Origin of the sequence: Janthinobacterium sp. CG3 (assembly GCF_000344615.1) — a bacterium.
GTDB lineage: Bacteria > Pseudomonadota > Gammaproteobacteria > Burkholderiales > Burkholderiaceae_D > Janthinobacterium.
The window spans coordinates 5,488,028-5,512,764 of the sequence record NZ_KB467824.1 but is presented as its reverse complement, the minus strand read 5'-3'; the positions used below and the strand labels follow the sequence as shown (position 1 = coordinate 5,512,764).

Genomic DNA, 24,737 nt, shown 5'->3' with positions numbered 1-24,737 from the left:
GGGCGGGCCGGCGCCGCTGGCGGCGCCGCCGGCGGCTTACGCTACGCGAAGCCGACCTACCAATTCAGCCCCATCCGCTCCGCCACGGTGTGCATGTCCTTGTCGCCGCGGCCGGACAAATTGGCCAGCACGATCTGCTCCTTCGGCAGGGTCGCCGCCAACTGGGCCGCGTAGGCCAGCGCGTGCGACGACTCCAGCGCAGGGATGATGCCTTCGATGCGGCAACAATCGTGGAAAGCCTGCAGCGCCTCGTCGTCGGTGATCGAGACGTACTGCGCGCGCCCGGAATCCTTCAACCACGCGTGCTCGGGGCCGACGCCCGGATAGTCCAGCCCGGCCGAGACCGAATGGGTCTCGATGATCTGGCCGTTTTCGTCCTGCAGCAAATAGGTGCGGTTGCCGTGCAACACGCCCGGGTAGCCGGCCGTCAGCGAGGCCGCGTGCTTGCCGGTGTGCAGCCCCTCGCCTGCCGCCTCGACGCCGACCAGGCGCACGTCGCGCCGGTCGATGTAGGGATAGAAAATACCCATCGCGTTGGAGCCGCCGCCGATGCAGGCGAGCACGTAGTCGGGCTGGCGGCCGGTCATTTCCGGCATTTGCACCAGGCATTCCTCGCCGATGACCGACTGGAAATCGCGCACCATCATCGGGTACGGATGCGGGCCGGCCACGGTGCCGATGATGTAGAAGGTGTTTTCAATGTTGGTGACCCAGTCGCGCATGGCCTCGTTGAGCGCGTCCTTGAGCGTCTTGGAGCCGGACTCGACCGGTACGACGGTGGCGCCCAGCAGCTTCATCCGGTAAACGTTCTGGGCCTGGCGCTTGACGTCCTCGCTGCCCATGTACACCACGCATTCCAGGCCGAAGCGGGCGCAGATGGTGGCCGTGGCCACGCCGTGCTGGCCGGCGCCGGTTTCGGCGATGATGCGCGGCTTGCCCATGCGCTTGGCCAACAGGGCCTGGCCGATCACGTTGTTGATCTTGTGGGCGCCGGTGTGGTTCAAATCCTCGCGCTTGAAATAAATCTGCGCGCCGCCCATCATCTCGGACCAGCGCTTGGCGTGGTAGATCGGCGACGGACGGCCGACGAAATGCTTCAGCTCGTAGCGGTATTCGTTGAGGAATTCGGCGTCGTTGCTATAGCGCGCGTAGGCCTCGTTCAGCTCGGCCAGCGCGTGGCTCAGGGTTTCGGCGACGAAGGCGCCGCCGTAGGGGCCGAAATGGCCCTTGGCGTTTGGCAAATGGTAATCGGTGGCGTGGAACAATGCGGCGGCTGGGCCGGATTCAGGCAGGCTTGTCATGGGATTTTTCTCTTTCAATGATGGCATCGGCGGCACGGATCGCCCGGACGAAGTCGCGGATCCTGCGCGCGTCCTTGATACCCTTGTCCGCCTCGACGCCACTGCTGACGTCGACTGCGTAAGGGCGTACGCGTACCACCGCGTCAGTCGCGTTTTGTACGCTCAAGCCACCACTTAAAACGACCCGAGGCGCGAGTTCTTTTGGAATGAGAGACCAATCAAATACCTTTCCTGCGCCGCCGTAGGCATCGACATACGTATCGAGCAAGAGGCCCGAAAACAAGGTGCTGGCGGCGCGGTAGCGCTGCTCGTATTCTAACAAATCGGCGGCGCTCGTGTCGGGCTTGACGCGAAAAACCTGCATGAAGGGACGATTCGCGGCGGCGGCCAGCCTGGCGCTGTGCTCGGGCGATTCGTCGCCGTGGAACTGCAACAACGCCAGCGGCGCGATGCGCGCCACCATCGCCAACTCGTCGACGCTGGCGTTGACGAACAAGCCGACGGCGCCGACGAAGGGCGGCAGCGCGGCGATCAGCTCGGCGGCGCGGCGCGGCGTCACATAGCGCGGACTCTTCGGATAAAACACCAAGCCGATCGCGTCGGCGCCGGCCTCGACCACCGCCGCCACGTCCTCGGCGCGGGTCAGGCCGCAAATCTTGATACGCGTTCTCTGCATCATCACTCTCCTGCAAATAGGGGATCGTCCCTACACCGCGGGGTCACGTCCCAATATGGCGGTTTTCAAGGCACGAGAACCGCCGTTCCGGGACCTGCCCCCAGGGTTGTTGTTAGAACCAGGGCAAGGGGCTGGCGGCTTCTTGCGGCAGGCACCATTTGGGGTCGTAATCGATTTTCGCCAGATACAAGCCGTCCGGCATGAAGGTCGGCGCGGCGTCGGCGCGGCAGCGCCCCGCCAGCACTTCGCCCAGCCATTGCGGCGGGTGTTTGCCCAGGCCGATGTAGATCAGCGAGCCGACCAGGTTGCGCACCATGTGGTGCAGGAAGGCGTTGGCGCGGATGGTGAAGACGATCAGTTCGCCGCGCCGTTCGATGCCGATTTCATGCATCAGCTTGACCGGCGACTTGGCCTGGCAGTGCGCCGCGCGGAAGGCGGTGAAGTCGTGCCAGCCGATCAGCGGTTTGACCGCTTCGCGCATCGGCGCGACGTCGAGCGCGCGGAAGACCCAGCCGGCGCGCCCTTCCAGCAGCGGCGAGCGGGTGGGATTGTTGTAGAGCACGTAATGGTAGGTGCGCGAGCGCGCGCTGAAGCGGGCGTGGAATTGCTCGTCCGGGTTGGCGGCGGCGACGCTGGCGTCGATTTCGTGCGACCAGCGCACCGCGATCGAGGCCGGCAGGAAGGTGTTGACGCCGCGGATCCAGGAGTGGATGTCGCGTTCGAGGTCGGTATCGAAGTGCACCACTTGCTCCAGCGCGTGCACGCCGGTGTCGGTGCGGCCGGCGCAGGTGGTGCCGACCGGTACGCGGGCAAATTTTTCCAGCGCGATTTCAAGCTGGTCTTGCACCGTCTGGCGGTCTTCTTGTTTCTGGTAACCGTGCCAGGCCGTGCCGTCGTACTGGACCCCGAGTGCTATCCGTTTCAATTGCTGTCCAATGTGAAGTCTGTGTCAGCGCATTATACTGCCGCGCCGACACAGTCCGGGCCGCGGCCTTACCCCAGCAGTTGCCGCATCGAGTTGGCCTTCGCCACTTGGGCGTCGCTGCCGCCCTTGATGACTTCGTCGATCAGTTCGCGCGCGCCTTCCTTGTCGCCGATTTCCTGGTAGGCGATCGCAAGGTCGAGCTTGGTGTCCATTTCCATGTGCGCCGCCGACAGCGGGTCGTCGACGCCGCTGCCAGCCGATTTGGCCTCGGCGCCCAGGTCGAGGTCGATGCCCGACAGGTCGAACTCCGGCGCCGCCGTTGCCGCCTCTTGCGCCACCGGCGATGCCGGCTTGGCGAAGAAGTCGTCGATCGATTCGCTCGACAAGGGCTCCGCCAGCGCCGCCGGCGTCGCCGGCAGGTCGAAATTCATCAGGTCCAGATCCATCAGCGGGTCCGGCGCGGGCGCCGCGGCGACGCTGTCCACCGTGCGCGCCGGCTCAAGGTCCAGGCCGAAGTCCATGCCGTTGTCGGGCGCGGGGGCCGGCTCGGCGCTGGCCTCGGCTTTATCGAACGGCATGTCGAAGTCCATGTCGAACGACGCGTCGGCGGCCGGCGCCGGCGCCGCGTCCGGGCCGGGCATGGCGATCGGCGCCGTCGTCGAGACCGGCTCGAAGCTCAAGCCGCCGAGGTCGAAGTCGAGGAAGTGGCCGGTGTCGGCGGCGACCGAGGCCGGCGTCGGCAGCGCCGTCTCCTGCGACGCCGCGTCCAGCCCGAAGTCGCTGGCGCGCGCGGCCGGCGCGGTCAATTCCTGGTCCAGGTCGAAATCCGGCTGGAAGTCGGGTTCGGCCAGCGCGGCGGCGGCCACGGCCGCGCCGGCGGTCGCGGCGGTGGCGGTGGCGGCCGCGAGGTGGGCGTCGAAGGCGTGTTCCTGCGGCTTTGCCGGCGACACGTCGGCCGGCGGCGCGGCGCCGTCGCTGTAGAGCGGATTGTTCGGCTCCAGGGTCAGCCCCAGCCCGGCGGCCTGGCGCCATTCCTCGCCCTGCCCCTTGGTCATCGCGTACAGTTCGCCGGCCTGCGTTTCAAAGGCGCGCGCGTCCTTGCGGGTGGCGTAGATTTCAAGCAGCTTCAGGCGCACCGGGTGGCGCTCCGGATGGGTGCGCAGCGCTTCCTTCAAAATTTCCTCGGCCTGGGCGTCGCGGCCGTAGGCGATGTAGACGTCGGCTTCGGCGACCGGGTCGACTTCGTTGGTGTCGAGCTGGCTGGCCGACGGCGCGAAATTGGAGTTGAACACGCTGTTGTTGGTGTCCACGCTCTGGCCGCCGGATTCGGCGAAGATCGAGTGGGCTTGCTCGCCCGGGTCGCCCAGCACGCCCGGCTCGACCTTGGGCGGCGCCTTTTTCTTGCGCCGCGACATGACCAGCGCGGCGACGCCGGCCAGCAGCGCCGCCAGGGCGATGCCAACCGAGCTGATGTTCTCCATCAGCGTGTCGACGATGGACGGCTCCGGCGCCGGCGCCGGCGGGGCTTTCTTCACCAGCGGCACCGGCTTTTGCTTGGGCATCTCCGCGCTCGGCGCCGGGACCGGCGCGCCCACCACGGGCGCGTCCGGCACCACGACGGCAACGGCCGGCGCGCTGGCCGCGGCCTGCATCGCCTTGCTTTTTACCGCCATCAACTTTTCCAGGTCGCTGACGTTCTTTTCCAGTTCCTTGACGCGGGCCGCCGCCTCGGCGACCTGCTTTTCCTTGGCGATCTTGTCTTCGACGCCGGCGACGGCGGTGGCGCCGCCGGCCGACGCCGCCGGGGCCGCCTTCGACAGTTTCAATTGGTCTTTCGATTCGTTGGCCGGGGTGGCGCGTTCCTCGACCTTGGCGGTGATCTTGCCGGCGGCGCTCTGGCCCGCTTCCGCGTCCTTCGACGGCGCGCCGGCGGCGACCTGGCCGGCCAGCTTGTTGCGGTAGGCGGCGAAATCGGCCGCGTGCGCGACGATGACGCCGCGCGCCTCGCCATCGCCGGTGTGGCGCAAGGTGTCGGCGTCCGGCACGGCCAGGATGCGGCCCGAGCGCAGGCGGTTCATATTGTTGCCGCTGAACGCTTCCGGATTGGCGCGGTAGAGCGCCACCAGCATCACGTCGAGCGACACGTTGGTCGGCTTGAGTTGTTTGGCGATACGGCTCAGGGTGTCGCCCGTTTTGACGCGGTAGTCCGGCTCGTCGGCCCGCTTCTGCGCTTTTTCAGGCGCCGGCTGGGACGCGGCGCGCGCCGCGCGTTCGGCCCGCGGCGCGGCCGGGGCCGCCGGCTCCGCCTGCTGGGAGCGCTGTGCCGCTTGGCTTGGCGGTGCGGCCTGGCTTGGCTGTGCCGCTTGCTGCTGCGGCGCTGGCGCCTGCTGCTGCGCGCCGCGCGGCGTCGCCAGGTCGACTGGCGCGGCCACCTGCGCCATCTGCGACTGGCGCATGTCGGCCGGGTCGAGCAGGAAGGTGTATTCGCGCACCAGGCGGCCGCCGTTCCAGCTCAGTTCGAGCAGCATGTCGACGAACGGTTCGTTGACCGGCTGCGACGAGCTGACGCGGATGAACTGGCGCCCGCCGCGCTGCTCGACGGCGAAGCGCAGCGACAGCAACGCCGGGTTGAAATCGATGTTGGCCAGGCGGAAGGCTTCGGCCGGGGCCAGCTTCGCCGCCAGCCCGGACGCCTCGTCGGCCGCCACGGAAGTGAGCTCGATTTCGGCCCGCAGGGGCTGGCCCAGCGAGGATAAAACAGTGAGCTTGCCGAGACCGGCCGCTTGCACCGCGGGAGACAATAAAACTGCACAGGCGACAGCACTGGTGAGTGTTTTCAGCGCGAAGGAAACGACCCTGGGGCGAGTATTTACAGGCATATTTGGCGGCATCATGGTTGACAGGGGAGAATAGGTGCTTTCCCGGAGGTCTCAACATATCATCATGCACTGGCGCGTGCAAGCTTTGCGCACGCTTTCCGCCCCTGCGGAAGGGGTTGTTTGATTTTCGGCGGTACTTTAGGCTTGAAATAGCCGTTTTCGCCCTGTAAGCCAGGGGAGAAGGCCGGGGTCGGAGCGCCAGGGTCCGACCCCGGTTTGACGCCGCCGGCCCGGTTTTCAGGCGGCGGCGCGGGGGTTTTTTGAAGCCCGGTTTACGCGTCCAGCAGGATGCGCAGCATGCGCCGCAGCGGCTCGGCCGCGCCCCACAGCAATTGGTCGCCGACGGTGAACGCGGACAGGTATTCGCCGCCCATGCTCATCTTGCGCACGCGCCCGACCGGAATGGTCAGGCCGCCGGTGACGGCCGCCGGCGACAAGTCGCGCACCGAGGCTTCGCGGGTGTTCGGCACCAGTTTGACCCATTCGTTGTTGCTGGCGATGATGTCGTTGATTTCGTCGAGCGGCACGTCTTTTTTCAGCTTGATGGTCAAGGCCTGCGAGTGGCAGCGCATCGCGCCGATGCGCACGCACAGCCCGTCGACGGCGATTTCCTTGCTGCCGAAGTCGGCGCCGCGGCCGAGGATCTTGTTGGTTTCCGCGCCGGCCTTCCACTCTTCCTTCGACTGGCCGTTGCCCAGGTCCTTGTCGATCCACGGGATCAGGTTGCCGGCCAGCGGCGCGCCGAATTGCTTGATCTCATCGGCGCTGTAGCCGTGCTGGGTCGCCAGCACCTGGCGGTCGATTTCCAGGATCGCCGAGGCCGGGTTGTCGAGCAAGGCCTTGACCGAGCTGTTGATGGTGCCGAACTGGGTCAGCAGTTCGCGCATGTGCTGCGCGCCGCCGCCGGAAGCGGCCTGGTAGGTCATCGAGGTCATCCAGTCGACCAGGTCGTGTTGGAACAGGCCGCTCAAGCCGATCATCATGCAAGAGACCGTGCAGTTGCCGCCGATGTAGTTCTTGACGCCCTTGCCCAGCGCGTCCTTGATGACGTGCAGGTTGACCGGGTCGAGCACGATGACCGCGTCTTTTTCCATGCGCAAGGTCGAGGCCGCGTCTATCCAGTAGCCGTTCCAGCCGGCCGCGCGCAGTGCCGGGAACACCTCGGCGGTGTAGTCGCCGCCCTGGCAGGAGATGATGATCTCGCACTTGCTCAGCTCGGCGATATTGCCGGCGTCCTTCAGCGTGGTTTCGTTCTTTGCCATCGCCGGCGCGGCGCCGCCCGGGTTCGAGGTGGTGAAAAACACCGGCTCGATGAAGTTGAAATCGCCCTCTTCCTGCATGCGTTGCATCAGGACCGAACCCACCATACCGCGCCAACCTACCAAGCCAACTAGTTTCATCACTTTTCCTCAACAATAAACGGGCACGCCCGTAGCTTCACATATGTTCTTTATTGCGCCAGCGCCTTGACCACGGCGTCGCCCATGTCGACGGTGCCGACGCGGGTGGTGCCGGCTTCGTAGATGTCGCCGGTGCGCAAGCCCTGCGCCAGCACCTTCTTGACGGCGGCGTCGATGCGGTCGGCCTGCTCGCTGCGGTTCAGCGTGAAGCGCAGCATCATCGCCGCCGACAGGATGGTCGCCAGCGGATTGGCGATGCCCTTGCCGGCGATGTCCGGCGCCGAGCCGTGCGACGGTTCGTACAGGCCCTTGTTGTTGGCGTCGAGCGAGGCCGACGGCAGCATGCCGATCGAGCCGGTCAGTTGCGCGGCGCAGTCGGACAGGATGTCGCCGAACATGTTACCGGTCACCATGACGTCGAACTTCTTCGGCGCGCGCACCAGTTGCATCGCCGCGTTGTCGACGTACATGTGCTCGAGCGCGACGTCCGGGTATTCCTTGCCGACGTCGATCATGATGTCCTTCCAGAACTGGAAGGTTTCCAGCACGTTGGCCTTGTCGACGCTGGTCAGGCGCTTGTCGCGCTTTTGCGCGGCTTGGAAGGCGACGTGGGCGATGCGGCGGATTTCGCCTTCGGCGTAGCGCATCGTGTCGTAGCCTTCGCGCTGGCCCTTGAAGGGGCCGTCCGGGCATTCGCGCACGCCGCGCGGCTGGCCGAAGTAGATGTCGCCGGTCAGTTCGCGGATGATCAGGATGTCCAGGCCGGAAACGATTTCAGGCTTCAAGGTCGAGGCGTTGGCCAGTTCCGGGTACAGGATGGCCGGGCGCAAGTTGGCGAACAGGCCCAGGTTCTTGCGCAGGCCGAGGATCGCCTGCTCCGGGCGCAGGGAACGCTCCAGCTGGTCGTACTGGTAGTCGCCGACGGCGCCGAACAGCACCGCGTCGGCGGCCTTGGCCAGCGCCAGGGTCGCGTCCGGCAACGGGTGGCCGTGCTGCGCGTAACCGGCGCCGCCGACCGGCGCCGTTTCCATTTCGAAGGATTCGCCCAGCACGTTCAAGACCTTGACGGCTTGCTCGATGATTTCCGGGCCGATGCCGTCGCCAGGCAGGATTGCAATTTTCATATTATTCGATCAAGTTAGATAACGTTCGCCAACCACGGTTGACTGGCCAGATGGCGCTCCTCGAAGCTATGGATGGCGTCGGCGTGGCGCAGCGTCAGGCCGATATCGTCCAGTCCATTCATCAGGCAATACTTGCGGAAGGCGTCGATGTGAAACGGATAGGAGACGCTGCCGTTGCTGGTCCTTACGCACTGCTGTTCGAGGTCCACCACCAGCTTGTAGCCGGGGAAGGCTTTGACTTCGTTAAACAGATGGTCGATCTGCGCTTCCGGCAAGACGATCGGCAGCAGGCCGCTCTTGTAGCAATTGTTGAAGAAGATATCGGCGAAGCTCGACGCGATGATCGCGCGAAAACCGTACTGGTCGAGCGCCCACGGCGCGTGTTCGCGCGAGGAACCGCAACCGAAGTTCTTGCGCGTGAGCAGGATCGAGGCGCCCTGGTAGCGCGCCTCGTTGAGTACGAACTCCGGGTTCAGCGGGCGGCGGCTGTTGTCCTGGCCCGGCTCGCCGTGGTCGAGGTAGCGCCACTCGTCGAACAGGTTGGGGCCGAAGCCGCTGCGGTGGATCGACTTCAGGAACTGTTTCGGGATGATGGCGTCGGTGTCGACGTTGGCGCGGTCAAGCGGGGCCACCAGCCCTTCGTATTGCGTAAATTTGTCCATGGTTGCTCTGCAGTGTGCTGACGGGCGGACCGTCAGGCCCGCCGCATCGCGTGTTATTTTTTGCCGACGCCTTCAACGGCTTGCCCGACCTTTTGAACGTCTTTACCGAAGCCCGACATGGTATTACAACCGGTCAAAATCAGGGCGGTAACGCATAGCGCAATGAGTTTCTTCATCTTATTCTCGCTTGAGGGTGATCTTGGTATAAGCGGCCGCCGCGACCAGCGCGGCCGCCGTCATCGCAGCTTGCGCACGTCGACGAAATGCCCGGCGATACCGGCCGCGGCCGCCATCGCCGGCGACACCAGATGGGTGCGTCCGCCCTGCCCTTGCCGTCCCTCGAAATTGCGGTTCGAGGTCGAGGCGCAGCGCTCGCCCGGCTCCAGCCGGTCGGCGTTCATCGCCAGGCACATCGAGCAGCCCGGGTCGCGCCATTCGAAGCCGGCGTCCTTGAAGATCTGGTCCAGGCCCTCGCGCTCGGCCTGGTCCTTGACCAACCCGGAACCCGGCACCACCATCGCCAGCGCGACGTTGGAGGCGCGGTACTTGCCGCGCACCACGGCGGCGGCGGCGCGCAAATCCTCGATGCGCGAATTGGTGCAGGAACCGATGAAGACCTTGTCGATGCGGATGTCCTCGATCGCCATGTTTGGCTGCAAGGCCATATACAGCAGCGCCTTTTCCATCGCGTCGCGGCGCACCGGATCTTTTTCCAGTTCCGGGTCCGGCACGCGGCCGTCGACCGCCACCACCATCTCGGGCGAGGTGCCCCAGCTGACCTGCGGCTTGATGTCGGCGGCGTTGAGCGTGACCACCAGATCGAAGCGGGCGCCGGCGTCCGAGTGCAAGGTGCGCCAGTAGTCGACCGCGCGGTCCCAGTGCGGTCCGACCGGCGACAGCGGCCGGCCCTTGACGTAGTGGATAGTGGTGTCGTCGACGCCGACCATGCCGGCGCGCGCGCCCGCCTCGATCGCCATGTTGCAAACCGTCATGCGACCTTCCATTGACAACGCGCGGATGGTCGAGCCGCCGAACTCCATCGCGTAGCCGGTGCCGCCGGCGGTGCCGATCTTGCCGATGATGGCCAGCACGACGTCCTTGGCGGTGACGCCGGCCGGCAACGCGCCGTCGACCTGCACCAGCATCGCCTTGGATTTCTTCGCCAGCAGCGTCTGCGTGGCCAGCACGTGCTCGACCTCGGAGGTGCCGATGCCGTGCGCCAGGCAGCCGAAGGCGCCGTGGGTCGACGTGTGCGAGTCGCCGCAGACCACCGTCATGCCCGGCAGGGTCGCGCCCTGCTCCGGCCCGATCACGTGGACGATGCCCTGGCGCTTGTCGTTCATGTTGAAATAGGTCAGCCCGTAGCGCTTGGCGTTGGCGTCGAGCGTCTCGACCTGCAGCCGCGAGACCGGGTCGGCGATGCCGCCGGCGCGGCCGGTGGTCGGCACGTTGTGGTCGGCCACGGCCAGGTTGGCCGAGACGCGCCACGGTTGCCGTCCGGCCGCGCGCAAGCCGTCGAACGCTTGCGGGCTGGTGACCTCGTGCACCAGGTGCCGGTCGATGTACAGAATTGTCGTGCCGTCATCCTCGGCCCGCACAACGTGGGATTCCCAAAGTTTGTCGTAAAGCGTCTTCATTATGATTTATGCGGCGTAGCCACAGCCTGTAGTGAGTAATCCACAATGATTATGCCATATTTTGTGCAATGCAAAACCGGGGCCGGGCCGCGGCCCGGTATGGCGATACGAAATTCGGTTTCGATACACAATCCATGACAAACATTGCCGAGTGAGTCGACCCGTCCCGCGGCGGGACGGCCCAAAAAAAATGCCCGCGGGTGAGGCAGGCACTGTGTCTGTTGAGGCGGTCCGGTCTAGGCCGCCATACGTACACTTCCCCTGCACCCGTCCATCAGGAACGATAGTCCGACCACTAGGACCAACTCGCCCTCGGCCGAGCGGGCGGTGCCGGTAATGCCCTCGACCGCGATCGCGGTCATCGGCTTGATGACCAGGTCGGCGGTGCCGTCGACGGCCTCGACCGCGAGAATGTACGGTTGTGGCGCCGCCACAACAATGCCCACCCGTTCGCTGCACAACTCGTAGCCCAGCGCGCCGGCCAGCGAGCGCACCGGCAGCGGCCGGCCCTGGTCCTTGAGCACCGGGAAACCGCCCACTTCCATGAAGGTTTCCGGCAATTCGACGACCCGTTGCACCACCGCCATCGGCAGCGCCAGCGCGGCGCCCGAGGTCGATACCAGCATCGTCGGCACGATCGACAGCTCGATCGGCAGGCGGATCGAAAACTTGGTGCCGACGCCGAGCGCCGAGTCGATGTGGATCGCGCCGCGGTTCTTCTCGACCGCGGTTTTCACCACGTCCATGCCGACCCCGCGACCGGAGACGCTGGAGGCGACGTCCTTGGTCGAGAAGCCCGGCAGGAACACCAGTTGGAACGATTCGTCGTTGGACAACTGGGCCGATTCGCTGATCAGGCCCTTCTCGGTGGCTTTCTTGCGCAGCTTGGCCGGGTCCATGCCCTTGCCGTCGTCCTGCAGCACGATCATCACGCTGTTGGCTTCCTGCCAGGCCTTGAGCGAGATGTAGGACTTGACCGGTTTGCCGGCGGCGGCGCGTTCTTCCGGCGTCTCGACGCCATGGTCCAGCGCGTTGCGCAACATGTGCACCAGCGGGTCGTACAGGCTGTCGACGACAACGCGGTCGACTTCGGTTTCGGCGCCCTCGATGGTCAGTTCGACGTCCTTGCCCAGGTCCTTGGCCAACTCGCGCACCAGGCGCGGGAATTTCTGGAACAGGCGCCCGACCGGCTGCATGCGCGTGGCCAGCGTGGCGCGTTGCAATTCGGTGGAGTAGCGCGAGGCCCGCTCCAGCGTCTCGGCCAGCGTTGCCATCAGCGTCGCGGCCTGCCCTTCGAATTTGAATTGCAGCAGGCGTTCGAGCAGCACGGCGGCCTGGTTGGCGGCCTGCACCGACTCGCCGGCCACTTCCAGCAGGGCGTCGAGCTTGACGGCGTCGACGCGGATGCTGTCTTCCTTGACCGGCGCGGCGGTGCGCACCTCGGCGCGTTCCTCGCGGCGGTCGACACCGTCCCAGTTCTTGCCGCCGGCTTTGGCGGCCGGGGCCGCTGCCGCCGCCGCGGGCGCGGCGGCCACCGGCTCGGCGACGGCGGCGCTGGCGGCCGGCGCCGCTGCGGCTGCCGCCGCGACCGCCGGCACGTAACTGCCTTCGGGGATCACCGCGACATACATCGCTTCCCAGTCCAGGCCGTCGGCGCCAACCGGCACCGGCGCGGCGGCGGCGACAGGCGCGGCCACCGGCGCGGGCGCGGGCGCGGCGGCCGGAGCGGCCGCGCCCGCCTTGGGCGCCATCGCCTTGCCTTCAATGGCGTTGGTCAGGATCAGTTCGAGTTCGGCCGGCATCGCCGGCAGACTCTCCGGCGCGTTGCCGTTGGCCAGCTCGGTGAGCTGGTCGGCAACAAAACCGGACGCCTGCAACGCCGCCTCGATGGCGATCGGCGTCACCGGCGCGGCGCCGGTGCGCAACGCGTCGAACAGGTTTTCGGTCAGGTGGCAGGCCGCCACCAGCGCCGGCAGGTTCATGAAGCCGGCGCCGCCCTTAATGGTATGGAAGGAGCGAAACACCGCGTTCAACGTTTCCTTGTTGTCGGGGTCGCGCTCAAGGCACAGTAAATGCTCTTCAACGTTAACCGCAAGATCCATCGCTTCAACGACAAAATCCTTGAGCATATCGTCCATTAGAATCCCAGGTCAGCAAGAAGATCATCGACATTGTCTTGGTCCAGCGCCGCCGACGGCACCGATGGACCCTGCATCAACACCACCGGCTTGTGCGCCAGTTTCTCACGCATGGCCGGCGGCGCGTTGTCGCGCAACAACTCTGCCAGTTCGTGCTCCACCGTCTTGGTGATCATCACGACCTTCTTGATCAACTGCCCGGTGATGTCCTGGAAGTCCTGCGCCATCATGATTTCCAGCAAGCGCGCCTTTTCCGCCTCGGTGGCCTCGGTCACGGTTTGGGCAAACTGTTTCGAGTCGCCGGCCAGGGTCTTGAATTCATCCAGGCTGAGCTTGCCGGCGAACAGCGCGGTCCAGCGCCCGTCCATATCCTTGGCCTTTTTCGACAGCGCGTCCTGCGCCGGCATGCCGTCGTCGAGGGTGTTGAGGACCTTGTTGGAGGCCTGCTCGGTAAGGCTGGCGACGTATTCCAGGCGGTCCTGGGCGTCGACGATCTGCGACGAGGCCTCGGTCAGGGCCTTGTCGTAGCCAAGCTCGCGCAGCGAATCGTGCAACAGGCGGACGATGCCGCCGAGGCGCTCGAACATCGGTTTGTCGGCGGCGTCATCGGCGCCAGCCGGCGCTTCCGCCGCGGCGGCGACGGACGCCGGCGCCACGGCCGCGGCCGCGGCGGGCGCCGGCACGCTCGCCGCTACCGAGTCGAACAGGGCATCGAAATCGTCGTCGGCGGACGCGGCGGGGGCTGGTGTGGGGGTTGGAGCAGGTTTCGGCGCAGTGGTTTGCGCGGACACTTCATCGAATAGTGCGTCGAAATCATCAGCGGCGTTGGTCATAGTCCCTGCTTCTCCATAATTTGTAAAAATGTGTCGCCTACACGTTGCGTATCACAGACTTATACCTGGAATTCTTCCGATTAAGATGACTTCCGGCAATATAACAGCGTTTACGCGAGTGTAGCAGGGCGCTGGCTGCTTGTTCAATGTGAATCCGCTGTTTCGGCCGCCGCGCGCCAGCGCAAGGGCCTCGGCGCGACGGAATCGCCCGTCAGCAGTTGCATTTTGAAATACTAACATCGGATAGAGAAGCAAAACACGCACCGGGCAACAAATGCCCGCCTTTTTGTAAAAAGCGCCGCCAAAACGCCCCGCGGCGGCGCAAAGCGTGGCCTGACCGGCACGGCTGGCGAAAAAGCGTCGATAGCATTGATAAATATCAAGTCTTTGCGGTCGGACAATGATCGCATTCGCGTCTACAATGAAGACAGGCCGCGCCGCCTGCGGCCGCGGTCAAGCTGATCAAGGAGATGGCCATGTATAAGAAAATTCTGATTGCGACCGACGGCTCCGCCGTCTCGAACATGACGGCCTGCGCCGGCGTCGCGTTCGCCGAGCAAATGCACGCCGACATCCTGGCGCTGTACGTGGCGCCGGAATACCAATACCCGGTATACATCGAGATCATTCCGCCGAGCTATCCGAGCGAAGAGGAATACCGCGCCGCCATGAGCAAGGCCGGCGCCGAGCACTTGCAGCCCATCCACGACGCGGCCGCCAAACGCGGCCTGAAAAGCGCCGGCCTGACGGCGTTTTCCGACAGCGCGGCGCTGAAAATCGTCGACGTGGCCAAGCAGTGCGACTGCGACCTGATTTTCATGGGCTCGCACGGGCGCAGCGGCTGGGGACAATTGTTGCTCGGCAGCGTCACCAACAAGGTGCTGTCGCATACCACGCTGCCGGTGCTGGTACACCGCCTGATCAAGGAACCGTCGACCTGAACGCGCGGCGCCGGTATGCGCCGGCGTTATTCGCGGCATCAATTAAGGAAATAGCAAACTAACTAAAAACTATAGTATATTCGCCTCCTTATTTCAGTTTAACCTCTTGCAGCGGTCAGCAACGCCGGCCGGGCACCTAACCATTTCCCTATGATACGAATTGTCATTGCCGACGACCACACCATCATGCGTGAGGGTTTGAAACGCATACTCGACGGCGCGCCCGACATTGATATCGTTGGCGAAGCGATCGACGGTTTCGAAGTCCTTGGCCACGTGCGCCAGGGCGGCTTCGACCTGCTGCTGCTCGACCTGTCGATGCCGGGGCGCAGCGGCGTCGACCTGATCCGCCAGATCAAAAGCGAGGCGCCCAAGCTGGCCATCCTCATTCTCACCATGCACGAGGAGGAGCAGTACGCGGTGCGGGCGATCCGCGCCGGCGCCCAGGGCTACCTGACCAAGGAGAGCGCCGGCACCCAGCTGGTCGGGGCGATCCGCAAGGTCGCCTCGGGGCGGCCCTACATCAGCGCCGAGGTGGCGGAGCAACTGGTGCTCAACATCATGATGCCGAATGAGAGCTTGCTGCACAAACAGTTGTCGGACCGGGAATTCGAGGTCTTTTCCCTGCTGGTGGCCGGCAAGTCGATCACCGAGATCGCCAACAACTTGCACCTGAGCGTGAAAACGGTGAGCACGCACAAGACCCGCATCATGCAAAAAATGGGCATGAGTTCCCTGTCCGAGATGGTCCAGTACGCCGTTGCCCACCGTCTGCTATCGCCCTTCAAAACCTGACCCACGCGGTCGCCCGGCCAGTTCGCAGTAGGAACAATCCTACAGCGAGCGCGCCACCTCCTACCGCCATATTCAGCGCCTGCTGATATCAATCAAGCACCCTAGTTGGCATACTGAAATCAGCGAATCAAGTTGCTGGCCGGTTACTTCCCTACCCGACAGGCCGTCAGCGGATTGAGCCGCAACGTGGTCTGTACAGTGTTTGTGCCCAGGCGACGCGCCGCCCGACCCGCTGCCGCTGCCGCTCGATCCCGTTTGGGGCCGCCCTGAACCTTGGCGAGTGGTCCAGGTTCTGATCGACAGGCGCCGCCGTACTTGGAGACGGCGCGCCGCACCGGTCGGAGCGGGACGCTCAGCGAGGCGAGCGCTTCCCTTATCCGATATTTGAAATTTGATGTACCTGTCAACAGGAGATGAGCATGCTGTCAACGCAAACGTCTGAAATCCGTCCCGCTTCGTCGTCGGCCGCGCAGTCTTCGTCGATGGAAGCGGGCCGCCAGCGCCAAGGGCGGCTGTGGTCGAATTTGAAGGAAGTCTGTGATTTGCTGCATATTTCAACCGCCTGCTCGATCGCCGCCGACGAGCTGCTGTTCCAGCACGTGCAGTTCAAGACCGGCCAGCGCGTCCACACCATCGGCCAGCCCTTCGACACGCTCTACATCGTCAACTCGGGTTTCCTGAAAACCGTGCTGATCGACGAATTCGGCAACGAGCAGGTGCTGAGCTTCCCGATGAAGGGCGACATGCTCGGCGTCGACGGCATCCATTCCAAGCATTATTCGTCGGAGGCGGTGGCCTTGTCGGACTGCGACCTGATCCTGCTGCCGTTCAAAAAACTGACGGCGCTGGGGCGCATCCATATCGAGCTGGAAAATGTCATGTACGGCGTGATGAGCCGCGAACTGGTGCGCGAACAAGCGATGATCGGCATGCTCGGCGCCCTCAGCGCCGAGGCGCGGGTGGCGCGCTTCCTGGTGTCGCTGGCCGACCGCTTCGCCCAGATGGGCTACTCGAGCAAGTTGTTCAACCTGCGCATGACGCGCCACGAAATCGGCAGCTACCTGGGCTTGACCCTGGAAACGGTCAGCCGCACGCTGTCGGCCTTCAATGAAATCGGCCTGATCAGCGTCGACCAGCGCACCATCGGCATCAAGGACCCCGACGCGCTGAAAACGCTGCGCCGCCTGCCGCCGTCGCGTTCGCGCGCCAAGCAACTGGCGGCCGCGAAACTGCGCGCCGGCGCCGAACCGGCCGCCCCCGTGCAATTGTTGGCGACCATTTAATTGGCCGCCGTTGCGCACGCCAGCGTCGATCAGTAATCAAGTGTCAGCGTGAGTTGATGTGAACCGGTTTTACCCCCAGCTTCGGCCCGGCCAGCGCAAGCTGCAACCGGGCCTTTTTTTGTACTGTCCCGCCGGGCGCTTCAGCGACCGCTTTACTGCTCGCGCGCCAGGGTGCCGTTGACAACCCGGACCTTGTCGCCGACGCGGTAAGACGGATCGTTTTCAAACGCCACCGTCTGGGCGCCGCCGTTGGCAAACCGCACCACCACCTCGTAGTGCTGGGTCTTGCGTACATTGCGCTCGATGTTACGGCCGGCGTAGGCGCCGCCCAGCGCGCCGGCGATTTGCGCCGCGGTGCGGCCGCGGCCGTCGCCGACCTGGCTGCCGAGCAAGGCACCGACGACACCGCCGCCGATGGTGCCCAGATAGCTGCCGTCGCCGTTCACCTCGATCACATTGACCGCTTCGACCGTCGCGCAGTTGGCGCACACCACCGGCGCCGGCCGTGGCACCGGCGGCGCCGCGCGGGCGGCCAGCATCGGCTGCCTGAGCGTGGCGCTGGTGACGCGCTGGCCCTGGCGCAAATTGGCCACCACCGCGCTGGCCGGCGTGATGTTGTCGCGGCGCTTGATGGTGTAAGTGCCGACGTATTCACCGGCGCGCACCTCGGGCAGGAAAAACACCCCCTTGGTGCCGACGATGGTCATGTCGGCCTTGGCGCCGGGCGTGCCGCGCACGGTGAACTGCAAGTCGCTGCCGGGAAGCAGGTCGTCGCTTGGCAGGACCTCGAAGCGCTCGATTTTCAGGTCGGCGATGGCGTCCTGGCGGGCGCCGTGGCGGCCCACGCCCTTCAGCAAGGACTCGCTGAGGACGGCGCTGGTGACCAGGTTGCCTACGCGCAAATTCGCCGTCACGGGGCTGCGCGCCTCGATGCTATCGCGTCTGCCGAGCGTATAGGTGCCTTCGTACAGGCCGGCGTCCACCTCGTTAAGCACCAGGTTGCGGCGGGCGCCGTCGATACGGATGGTGGCGCTGCCGCCCGGCGTGCCGTACAGGCTGAAGTTCAGTTCGACGCCCGGTTCCAGACGCCGCACTTCGTCGACGTTGAAGCCTTCGATGCGCGGCGCCGCCGTGTCGTACTGGCTCGACTGCTGGGCGTGGGCCTGGGCTTGGGCCTGTTGCGGCAGCGCGCTCAGCGCCACGGCAAACAGCGGCAACATGGCGAAATGCACGGCGCACAGGGTACGCGAATAGTTTGGAAGGGTTTTGATGATGTTCTCCTTGGATCGTTGGGCGCCTGGACGCACGGTAGCGGGCGGTGCTTGCCACCCGTCAATAAAGCCAGCTTAATCCGTTCGCCGCCGGGCAATCTGTACGCTGGCGTACATAGGCGCGCAAATGCGGCTTGCCTATACCGCTTGCCGCAGCAAATAAAGCTTGCATTTTCAGCCACGCTCAACAATAATGCAAATACGAATCATTCTCAACTGAGATAAAGAAGGTTAGTCATGCACAGTCAAAAATCCACCACCGCCACCGCCTCTATCCACCCAGCCGCGGCACTGTCGAGCGCGCAGCCGGCCCAGCCGGTGCGGCGCATTACCAGCGCGGCGCTGTTGGAGGAGCGCCGCGAAGTCGAAATCGAGCACGCCGGCAAGGTCTACCGCCTGCGCGTGACGCAATTGAACAAGCTCATTCTCACCGCCTAGGCAGTTTCCGGCCAACGGCCGGCCCACCCCAGCCAGCCAATCCCGCGCGGTCGCACGCCACGCCGGCAGCCAGCCAAACCACCCCCGAACAGGAGCGTTTGATGGCGATCGATCGTATTGACCCCATATTTCTGTCCCAAAACAATGTGGCGCACCAGCCCGAGCTGATGCTGTCGGCCGTGCTGCACCTGATGTCGCACTACACCGCGCGCAGCGCCGAAAACGGCGCCTGCCTGAAACTGGCGTCGGTGATTGAACGCCACCTGAAGGCGCTGGCCGGCCTGCCCGACCTCGGGCCGGTGCTGCAGGCGACCTGCCAGCAATTGTCCGAACAGTGGGCCGCGGTCGTCGAGCGGGCCATGCCGCAGCCGCATAAAAGCTCCTTCCTCAGCCGCATCATGGGCGCCGCCAAGGCCGCCGCGCCGGCCCAGCGCCCGCCCACCTCTTCACGCCAGACAGGATAGCCGCCATGTGCGACAAAGACCAAGCCACCGCGACCACGCACCCGCCGGTGATCAGCAATTGCGCCGGCGACGACGCCGCGCCCGCCGCGCTGACGTCGCGCCGGCGGCGCATCTGGGAACTCTCGCACACCTGCCACTGTCCGCTGGTCGGGGTCGGCCTGCCGCTGGGCGGCCTGCGCAAGCTGGTGGGCAAGATGACCGGCGGGCGCGTACTGGCCGACGACTACGAGGTACACGTCGGCGCGGTGACCGAGTGCGGCACCCGCAACCGCCTGTCCGAAGCCTTGCACAAGGAACTCGAACGGCGCTACGCCCACGTGGTTCAGCGCTTCCGCGGCGCCAAGAGCGCCGACCAGGTGGCGCAGCTGTGGCAGGCGGCGGTGGCGGGCGGCGACGTCGCCGGCGCCTTTTGGGCCGGCTTGACGCACCCGCGCTGCGACGCCGAGCTGGAGGAGCGCATGTGCCGCGACCTGCACATGATCCAGCACCAGGCCGGCGCGTGCGTGCGCGCCGACATGGGCAAGTTCAACCAGTTGGTCGAGGAAAACGCCGCCATGGCGCGCGAGCTGGCCAAGCTGCAACAACGCAGCCAGGCCCTGCTGGCCGACAAAAGCACCGAGCTGGAGCGCACCGACGGTTTGCTGATGCAGGCGCGCGCGCAGGCGATCGGCAAGGACAGCGTGATCGACGGCTTGCGCGCGCAACTGGCGCAATTGCGGGAGTCGATTCCGGGACTGGAGTCGCGCACCCGGCTGGCGCAGCGGCTGGCGCAGATGGACCGGCGCGAGCGCGACTTGCGCATGCAGATCGTCGACTTGAAGCAGACCCAGGCGCGCGCCCCGGACGCCCCGCCGGCGCCGGCGCCCACCAAACCGGAGCCGGCGCGCGGCATGAAGATGCCGATCCGCCTGGTCGACCGGAGCGTACTGTGCGTGGGCGGGCGCAGCGGCAACGTCGCCACCTACCGCGCGCTGATCGAGCGGGTTGGCGCGCAGTTCGCGCACCACGACGGCGGCCTGGAGGACAACGCCAACATGCTCGATTCGAGCTTGGCGGCGGCCGACCTGGTGATTTGCCAGACCGGCTGCATCAGCCACAGCGCCTACTGGCGTGTCAAGGACCACTGCAAACGCACCGGCAAGCGCTGCGTGTTCATCGACAATCCGAGCATCTCCAGCCTGGCGCGCGGGCTGCAGGAAGTGAGCGGTGACATCGAACCGGTAGCGGCGGTCTAAGGAAGGGCGCCGGCGGCAAAGGGCCGGCGGCGCCTAAAAAAATCACCGCCCTGCGCACGTTAATACACATCGCGGCGGTAGCGCCCCTCGGCGGCCAGCGCGTCGAGCGCGGCGCGGCCCAGGATCTGCCGCAGCGCCGCGTCGACGCCGCCGGCCATGCCGTTCAGGCTGCCGCAAACATAAATCGCCGCGCCCTGCCCGACCCACTGCGCCACCTCGTCGGCGTTGCCCAGCAGCCGGTCCTGCACATACAAGCGCTGCGCCTGGTCGCGCGAAAACGCCAGGTCCAGGCGCGCCAGCGCGCCGCTGGCCTGCCATTGCTCGATGTCGTCGCGGTAATGGAAATCGTGGGCGGCGTTGCGCTCGCCGAAAAACAGCCAGTTGCGCTTCTGCCCGGCCAGCGCGCGGCTTTTCAAATGCCCGCGCAAGCCGGCGATGCCACTGCCGTTGCCGATCAAAATCAAGGGCCGCGCGGCGTTGTCTTCCAGGCGGAAACGGCGGTGCTGGCGCAGGCGCAGCTGGACCGGCTCGCCAATGCCGGCCTGTACCGCCAGCCATCCCGACGCCAGCCCCAGGCCGCCGTCGGGATGCGCGTGCAGGCGCACCAGCAAATGCACCCGGCCGTCCTGGGTGATCGAGGCGATCGAATATTCGCGCGGCCGGGCCGGGTCGGCCGGCGCCGCCACCTGCACCAGGTCGCCCGAATGCCATTGCGGCAGCGCGCCGGCGCCGCGGTCAAGCGCGATATGGTAGACCGGCGCGCCGGCGCTGCCCGGATTGAGCAGGCGCCGCTCGGCCAGGCGCCACTGTTCGAAGGCCGGCGCGCTCCAGTCCGGCGCGTCGCTGGTACCGGCCAGGTGGCTCAGCTGGCGGAACCACGGTTCGATGGCGGCGGCCGCGCTGCGGTTCACTTCCACGCGCGCGAACAGCCGCGCCGCGCCCTGCGCCGCCAGCCACTGGTCGAGCGCCCGGCCGAAGCCGCAAAACCGGGCGTAGGCGCTGTCGCCCAGCGCCAGCACGGCGTAGTGCAACTGCGCCAGCGGCAGCGGCGCGCCCATTACCCGATCGAGGAAGGCGGCGGCGTTGTCCGGCGCGTCGCCCTCGCCGTAAGTGCTGACCAGGAACAACACGCGCTCGGCGCCCTGCAAGTCGGCGCCGGCCAGTTCGGCCAGCGCGCACAGGCGCACCGGCAGCCCGGCCAGGCGCAGCGTCTGCGCGGTTTGCCCGGCCAGCTCCTCGGCGTTGCCGGTCTGGCTGGCATAGGCGACGATCCAGGCCGGCGCCTGCGCCAACGCGGCGCGTTCGCGCTGCGCGGCGCGGCGCTTGCGGCGCTGGCGCAGATACGGCGCCAGGCACACCGCCGCGTAACCCAGCGTCAAACCGGCCAGCAGCGCCAGCCGGGTGGGATCGGAGGTCAACATCATGCGTCGAGCATGCCTTGCAAGTGGCTGCTCAGGCGCTCGCTGAAGCCGGCGCCGTCGCGCAGCACGAAGCGCGCGGCCAGCCCCAGCCGTTCGGCCAGCGCCAGGCCGGCATCGAGGCCAAGCACGGTCAGCGCGGTCGACCAGGCGTCGGCCGCCATGCACGCGGCATGCACCACCGTGACCGAAGCGAGCAGGTTGGCGATCGGCGCGCCGCTACGCGGGTCGATGGTATGGGGGAAACGCCGCCCGTCCTGTTCGAAGAAGCGCCGGTAGTCGCCGGAGGTGGCGACCGCCAAGCCGTGCAATGCCAGCACCATCTGGCCGGGAGCGCCGGCGGCGCCTTCATCGGCGCCGTCAACCTGCTCCAGCGCGACCCACCACGGCTGGCCGTCGGGCTTGGTGCCCGCGCCGCGCAACTCGCCGCCGACCTCGACCAGGTAATGGCGCACACCCTGCCCTTCCAGATAACCCGCCAGGAGGTCGACGGCATAGCCCTTGGCCACCGCCGACAGGTCGAGCAGCGCGCCGCCGGGCTGGCGCGCGCGGCGCGACACCGGGTCGAGTTCGACGCTGCGGGCGCGGTGTTGCGCCAACAGCGCCGCGGCCTGGCCCGGCGTCGGCGCGGCAAAGCCGGGCTGGTCGAAACGTCCGGTCGGGCCGAAGCCCCAGCGGTTGACCAGCGCCCCGGCGCAGGGATCGTAGGCGCCGCCGCTCTGCCGCGACACCGTCAAGGCAAACGCCAGCACCTCGAAAAACCCGGCCGGCAGGCTGTGCCAGGTGCCGGCCGGGGCGCGGTTGAAGCGGCACAGGCTGGAGTCGTCGAACCAATGGCTCATCTGCGCGACGACGCCGTCGAGTTGCTGCTGCAAACCCTCTTGCAGATGCTCGCAGCGGCCCGCCGCGACCAGCCGTACCGACCAGGTGGTGCCCATGCTGGCGCCGCTGCAGTCGCGGATGGTGCCGCCGGCGGGCGCCGGGTGCGCGGAAAAATGGTGAGGCAGGAGTACCCGGCGCATCGTCGGTCTTTATAGAAAGGGTTATTCGGGCAGCACTTCGACGGTCGCGGAATAGCTGACGCGACGCGGCGGCTGCACCGCGGGCTGGTCGGCAACGGCGGGCGCGGCGGCCGGCCAGCTGCTGCTCAGGAAATACATGCCGGCGGCCGGGATCGTAAACGTGACCTCGCCCTTGGCGTCGGTGCTCAGGCGGATCTCGCCCAGCACGCCGCGGTAACGCACCCCGCCCGCCACCAGACTGAAGGCCTGGTGGGCCGCCGGCTTGCCGTCGAGCAGGAAACGCCAACTGGCTTTTTCACCGGCGCGCATATCGTTCGGATGGGTCAACGGCACCAGTTCAAGGCCGGCACCGCTTGGCTTGAAGACCGCGTCGTTGGTGCTATTGGCGCTAAAGAAGGTTTCCAGGCGGCTTAGCATGCGGGTCGCCTTGACGTCCTGCGCGCCGGCCGGGATGTCCTTGGCGAACGCCTCTTCGGAACCGCGCCAACGCTTCGACTCGCCGTTCAGCTTGTAGCTGGCCATCATGTTGTGCGAAACGATGGCGGCCTTATAGGTACCCGGCTTGAGCATTTTCACGTCGAACACACTGCGCAGGCGGCCGGTGAGACTGTTTTCCGGCTGCACGCGGGCGCCGTCAGGACCGGTAATTTCCAGCGCGTCGAGCTTCAGCGCCTGGTGGTCGATGTCGAACAGGTCTTCGGAAATGGCGGCGTCGACCGTCACCCAAGGATCTTTCGACTCGACCATGGAGCTCGACGGCACCATCCAGGGACGGTGCGCCTGCGCATTCAATGCCAGCCCGGCCAATGCCAGGGCCGCCAGCGGCTTACTCAGATTCATGAACATGGTTTTCCAGTCTTACGGTTTGAGTTGGACAGCGACGGCACCGAGTTCTTCCTTGCCTTTGGCGGGTAGCGCCAGCGCCGACTTCGGCGGCCACTGGAACGGTACGCGCACCAGTTCGCGGCCACCGGCCTCGCGGGTCGCCTCGATTACCACCTGGTAATCGCCGGCCGGCAGCTTGTCCAGCGCCGCCTTGGCGCCAGGGAAACTCAATGTGTGTTCGCCGGGCGCGCGCGTGGCGCCGCTGACGCCGTCCATCGGCATGGCCAGGTCGCGCCCGCTCTTGCGCCACCACTGGCGCATGTCCTTCAACCACTTGGTGCCGGCGTTGTCTTTCTTTTTGACGTCGTACAACACGGACAGGTTGGCCAGCACTTTTTGATCGGCGCCCTCGAGCCACACCGCCACGTAGGGACGGTGGTATTCAGCGACGTTCAGTTGCGGAATTTCAAGCTTGAGGGCCAGATCGGCCGCCATCGCAGAGGCGCTCATCAGCGGAATGCTGAGCGCGATGGAATAGCGTAATTTCATGGTGTGCCTGTCAAAATAAAATGAATCGAAGAATGCTGAAACTGATTGGAGACATTAGTGGATAAACAAAATAGCGATGACGCACGGAATCACGATGCCCAGGCCCACCATCGGCCAGGTGAACGGCCGGTTGGCCGCGTGGAACTTCAGAATCAGCAAACCGGTCAGGCAAAACACCAGGCAAGCCCCGGCGAACATATCGATGAACCAGTTCCAGGCGGTGCCGGTGTTGCGGCCCTTGTGCACGTCGTTCAACCAGGAAATCCAGCCGCGGTCGGTGAGCTCGTACTCGGCGGCGCCGTCCTCCAGGCCAATGCGCACCCAGGCGTCGCCGCCGGCCTTCGGCAACGGCAGATAGACCTCGTCGACCGACCACTCGGCGACGCGGCCGCCGGCTTGGAGCGACCAGGTGTCGCTCAACCAGCGTTCGGCGCCGGCCGGCAAGGGCTCCTTGGCGCCGTCGTGGCCGGCGGCGAACTGGCGCAACTCGGCTTGCAGCGGACCCGGCAGCGTCGCGTTCTTGCGCGTGACGGCGGGCTTGGCCTCGATCTGCGAGGCGTGGTTGAGCGTGATGCCGGTGACGCTAAACAGCAGCATGCCCAGCAGGCATAACGCCGAACTGATCCAATGCCACTGATGCAAATTCTTCAGCCAGACGGCGAGGCCGGCGTTGCGGTTCGAACTGCCCGCCTGCGGGTTCACAGGCAGTCACCTAAGGCGGTATGCGTCATTGCTATCCTTCATCAAAAAATTGTTCAGCCTGCGACCGTGGCTGGCCGATCCATTCTAAGGAGCAACGACTACGACTGGCAAGAAGACTGGCAAGAAAGATAAATGATAATGATTATCATTTATAAAGTCAACTGCCAAGTCCCGGCTGATACATGCCGATACAAATAGGCCGGTTCATGCAGCCGCGCG

General features: G+C 65.8%; 23 protein-coding genes. 6 read left to right on the top strand and 17 right to left on the bottom strand.

Annotated elements, in window-relative coordinates; translation table 11 throughout:
* Positions 1-56: 56 nt before the first annotated feature.
* From trpB to JANGC3_RS0124415, 11 genes are all read right to left on the bottom strand, one after another.
* Positions 57-1,301 carry a tryptophan synthase subunit beta gene (trpB, locus tag JANGC3_RS0124460; RefSeq protein WP_035787935.1) on the bottom strand — a complete coding sequence of 415 codons (1,245 nt, stop codon included), beginning with the start codon at positions 1,299-1,301 and terminating at the stop codon, positions 57-59.
* Positions 1,285-1,977 (bottom strand): phosphoribosylanthranilate isomerase, encoded by a 693-nt coding sequence (locus tag JANGC3_RS0124455; protein ID WP_026133457.1) that lies wholly within the window; start codon positions 1,975-1,977, stop codon positions 1,285-1,287. Before JANGC3_RS0124455 ends, trpB begins: the two co-directional genes overlap by 17 nt.
* A gap of 112 nt (positions 1,978-2,089) precedes the next feature.
* Positions 2,090-2,902, bottom strand: coding sequence for a tRNA pseudouridine(38-40) synthase TruA (gene truA / locus JANGC3_RS0124450; protein WP_017879127.1), 813 nt, complete (start codon positions 2,900-2,902; stop codon positions 2,090-2,092).
* A 68-nt stretch (positions 2,903-2,970) separates the two neighbouring features.
* Positions 2,971-5,703 (bottom strand): FimV/HubP family polar landmark protein, encoded by a 2,733-nt coding sequence (locus JANGC3_RS0124445; protein WP_232429763.1) that lies wholly within the window; start codon positions 5,701-5,703, stop codon positions 2,971-2,973.
* A gap of 350 nt (positions 5,704-6,053) precedes the next feature.
* Positions 6,054-7,181 carry an aspartate-semialdehyde dehydrogenase gene (gene asd / locus JANGC3_RS0124440; RefSeq protein WP_081611973.1) on the bottom strand — a complete coding sequence of 376 codons (1,128 nt, stop codon included), beginning with the start codon at positions 7,179-7,181 and terminating at the stop codon, positions 6,054-6,056.
* Positions 7,182-7,231: 50 nt separating this feature from the next.
* A complete protein-coding gene (gene leuB, locus JANGC3_RS0124435) occupies positions 7,232-8,305 on the bottom strand; it encodes a 3-isopropylmalate dehydrogenase (RefSeq protein WP_017879124.1) in 1,074 nt (357 codons plus the stop codon).
* Between the two features lie 14 nt (positions 8,306-8,319).
* On the bottom strand, positions 8,320-8,967 hold the full coding sequence (gene leuD, locus JANGC3_RS0124430) for a 3-isopropylmalate dehydratase small subunit (protein ID WP_017879123.1): 648 nt from the start codon (positions 8,965-8,967) through the stop codon (positions 8,320-8,322).
* 53 nt (positions 8,968-9,020) lie between these two features.
* A complete protein-coding gene (locus tag JANGC3_RS31895; protein WP_081611972.1) occupies positions 9,021-9,143 on the bottom strand; it encodes an entericidin A/B family lipoprotein in 123 nt (40 codons plus the stop codon).
* A 60-nt stretch (positions 9,144-9,203) separates the two neighbouring features.
* On the bottom strand, positions 9,204-10,607 hold the full coding sequence (leuC, locus tag JANGC3_RS0124425) for a 3-isopropylmalate dehydratase large subunit (protein WP_026133455.1): 1,404 nt from the start codon (positions 10,605-10,607) through the stop codon (positions 9,204-9,206).
* A 233-nt stretch (positions 10,608-10,840) separates the two neighbouring features.
* Positions 10,841-12,742 (bottom strand): chemotaxis protein CheA, encoded by a 1,902-nt coding sequence (locus tag JANGC3_RS0124420; RefSeq protein WP_017879121.1) that lies wholly within the window; start codon positions 12,740-12,742, stop codon positions 10,841-10,843.
* Positions 12,742-13,575 (bottom strand): protein phosphatase CheZ, encoded by an 834-nt coding sequence (locus tag JANGC3_RS0124415; protein ID WP_026133454.1) that lies wholly within the window; start codon positions 13,573-13,575, stop codon positions 12,742-12,744. Before JANGC3_RS0124415 ends, JANGC3_RS0124420 begins: the two co-directional genes overlap by 1 nt.
* Before the next feature lie 476 nt (positions 13,576-14,051).
* Between JANGC3_RS0124415 and JANGC3_RS0124410 the strand changes: the two genes are divergently transcribed.
* From JANGC3_RS0124410 to JANGC3_RS0124400, 3 genes are all read left to right on the top strand, one after another.
* The gene (locus tag JANGC3_RS0124410) at positions 14,052-14,516 is read left to right on the top strand and encodes a universal stress protein (RefSeq protein WP_026133453.1); all 465 of its coding nucleotides are present in this window, start codon (positions 14,052-14,054) and stop codon (positions 14,514-14,516) included.
* A 150-nt stretch (positions 14,517-14,666) separates the two neighbouring features.
* The gene (locus tag JANGC3_RS0124405; RefSeq protein WP_017879118.1) at positions 14,667-15,311 is read left to right on the top strand and encodes a response regulator; all 645 of its coding nucleotides are present in this window, start codon (positions 14,667-14,669) and stop codon (positions 15,309-15,311) included.
* A 482-nt stretch (positions 15,312-15,793) separates the two neighbouring features.
* On the top strand, positions 15,794-16,594 hold the full coding sequence (locus JANGC3_RS0124400; protein ID WP_035789016.1) for a Crp/Fnr family transcriptional regulator: 801 nt from the start codon (positions 15,794-15,796) through the stop codon (positions 16,592-16,594).
* 152 nt (positions 16,595-16,746) lie between these two features.
* Here the strand turns inward: JANGC3_RS0124400 and JANGC3_RS30985 are convergent, their stop codons facing one another.
* A complete protein-coding gene (locus JANGC3_RS30985; protein WP_198292053.1) occupies positions 16,747-17,814 on the bottom strand; it encodes a glycine zipper 2TM domain-containing protein in 1,068 nt (355 codons plus the stop codon).
* Positions 17,815-18,102: 288 nt separating this feature from the next.
* On the opposite strand from JANGC3_RS30985, the gene hemP reads away from it, so the two are divergent.
* From hemP to JANGC3_RS0124375, 3 genes are all read left to right on the top strand, one after another.
* Positions 18,103-18,303 carry a hemin uptake protein HemP gene (hemP, locus tag JANGC3_RS0124385; protein ID WP_017879116.1) on the top strand — a complete coding sequence of 67 codons (201 nt, stop codon included), beginning with the start codon at positions 18,103-18,105 and terminating at the stop codon, positions 18,301-18,303.
* A 101-nt stretch (positions 18,304-18,404) separates the two neighbouring features.
* A complete protein-coding gene (locus JANGC3_RS30040) occupies positions 18,405-18,767 on the top strand; it encodes a hypothetical protein (protein WP_051068346.1) in 363 nt (120 codons plus the stop codon).
* Positions 18,768-18,772: 5 nt separating this feature from the next.
* Positions 18,773-20,002 (top strand): DUF2325 domain-containing protein, encoded by a 1,230-nt coding sequence (locus JANGC3_RS0124375; protein WP_017879114.1) that lies wholly within the window; start codon positions 18,773-18,775, stop codon positions 20,000-20,002.
* A 59-nt stretch (positions 20,003-20,061) separates the two neighbouring features.
* Here the strand turns inward: JANGC3_RS0124375 and JANGC3_RS0124370 are convergent, their stop codons facing one another.
* The 5 genes from JANGC3_RS0124370 to JANGC3_RS0124350 are packed head-to-tail and all read right to left on the bottom strand — an operon-like array spanning position 20,062 to position 24,518.
* Entirely contained in the window at positions 20,062-21,426 is a 1,365-nt protein-coding gene (locus JANGC3_RS0124370) for a sulfite reductase subunit alpha (protein WP_017879113.1), read from the bottom strand.
* Positions 21,423-22,442, bottom strand: a complete 1,020-nt coding sequence (locus JANGC3_RS0124365) for an FAD:protein FMN transferase (RefSeq protein ID WP_017879112.1) — start codon at positions 22,440-22,442, stop codon at positions 21,423-21,425. The genes JANGC3_RS0124370 and JANGC3_RS0124365 overlap by 4 nt, the downstream gene beginning before the upstream one ends.
* A gap of 21 nt (positions 22,443-22,463) precedes the next feature.
* On the bottom strand, positions 22,464-23,282 hold the full coding sequence (locus JANGC3_RS0124360; RefSeq protein ID WP_017879111.1) for a DUF4198 domain-containing protein: 819 nt from the start codon (positions 23,280-23,282) through the stop codon (positions 22,464-22,466).
* 18 nt (positions 23,283-23,300) lie between these two features.
* Positions 23,301-23,816, bottom strand: a complete 516-nt coding sequence (locus tag JANGC3_RS0124355; protein WP_017879110.1) for a DUF2271 domain-containing protein — start codon at positions 23,814-23,816, stop codon at positions 23,301-23,303.
* Positions 23,817-23,870: 54 nt separating this feature from the next.
* A complete protein-coding gene (locus tag JANGC3_RS0124350; protein ID WP_017879109.1) occupies positions 23,871-24,518 on the bottom strand; it encodes a PepSY-associated TM helix domain-containing protein in 648 nt (215 codons plus the stop codon).
* Between the last annotated feature and the right edge of the window lie 219 nt (positions 24,519-24,737).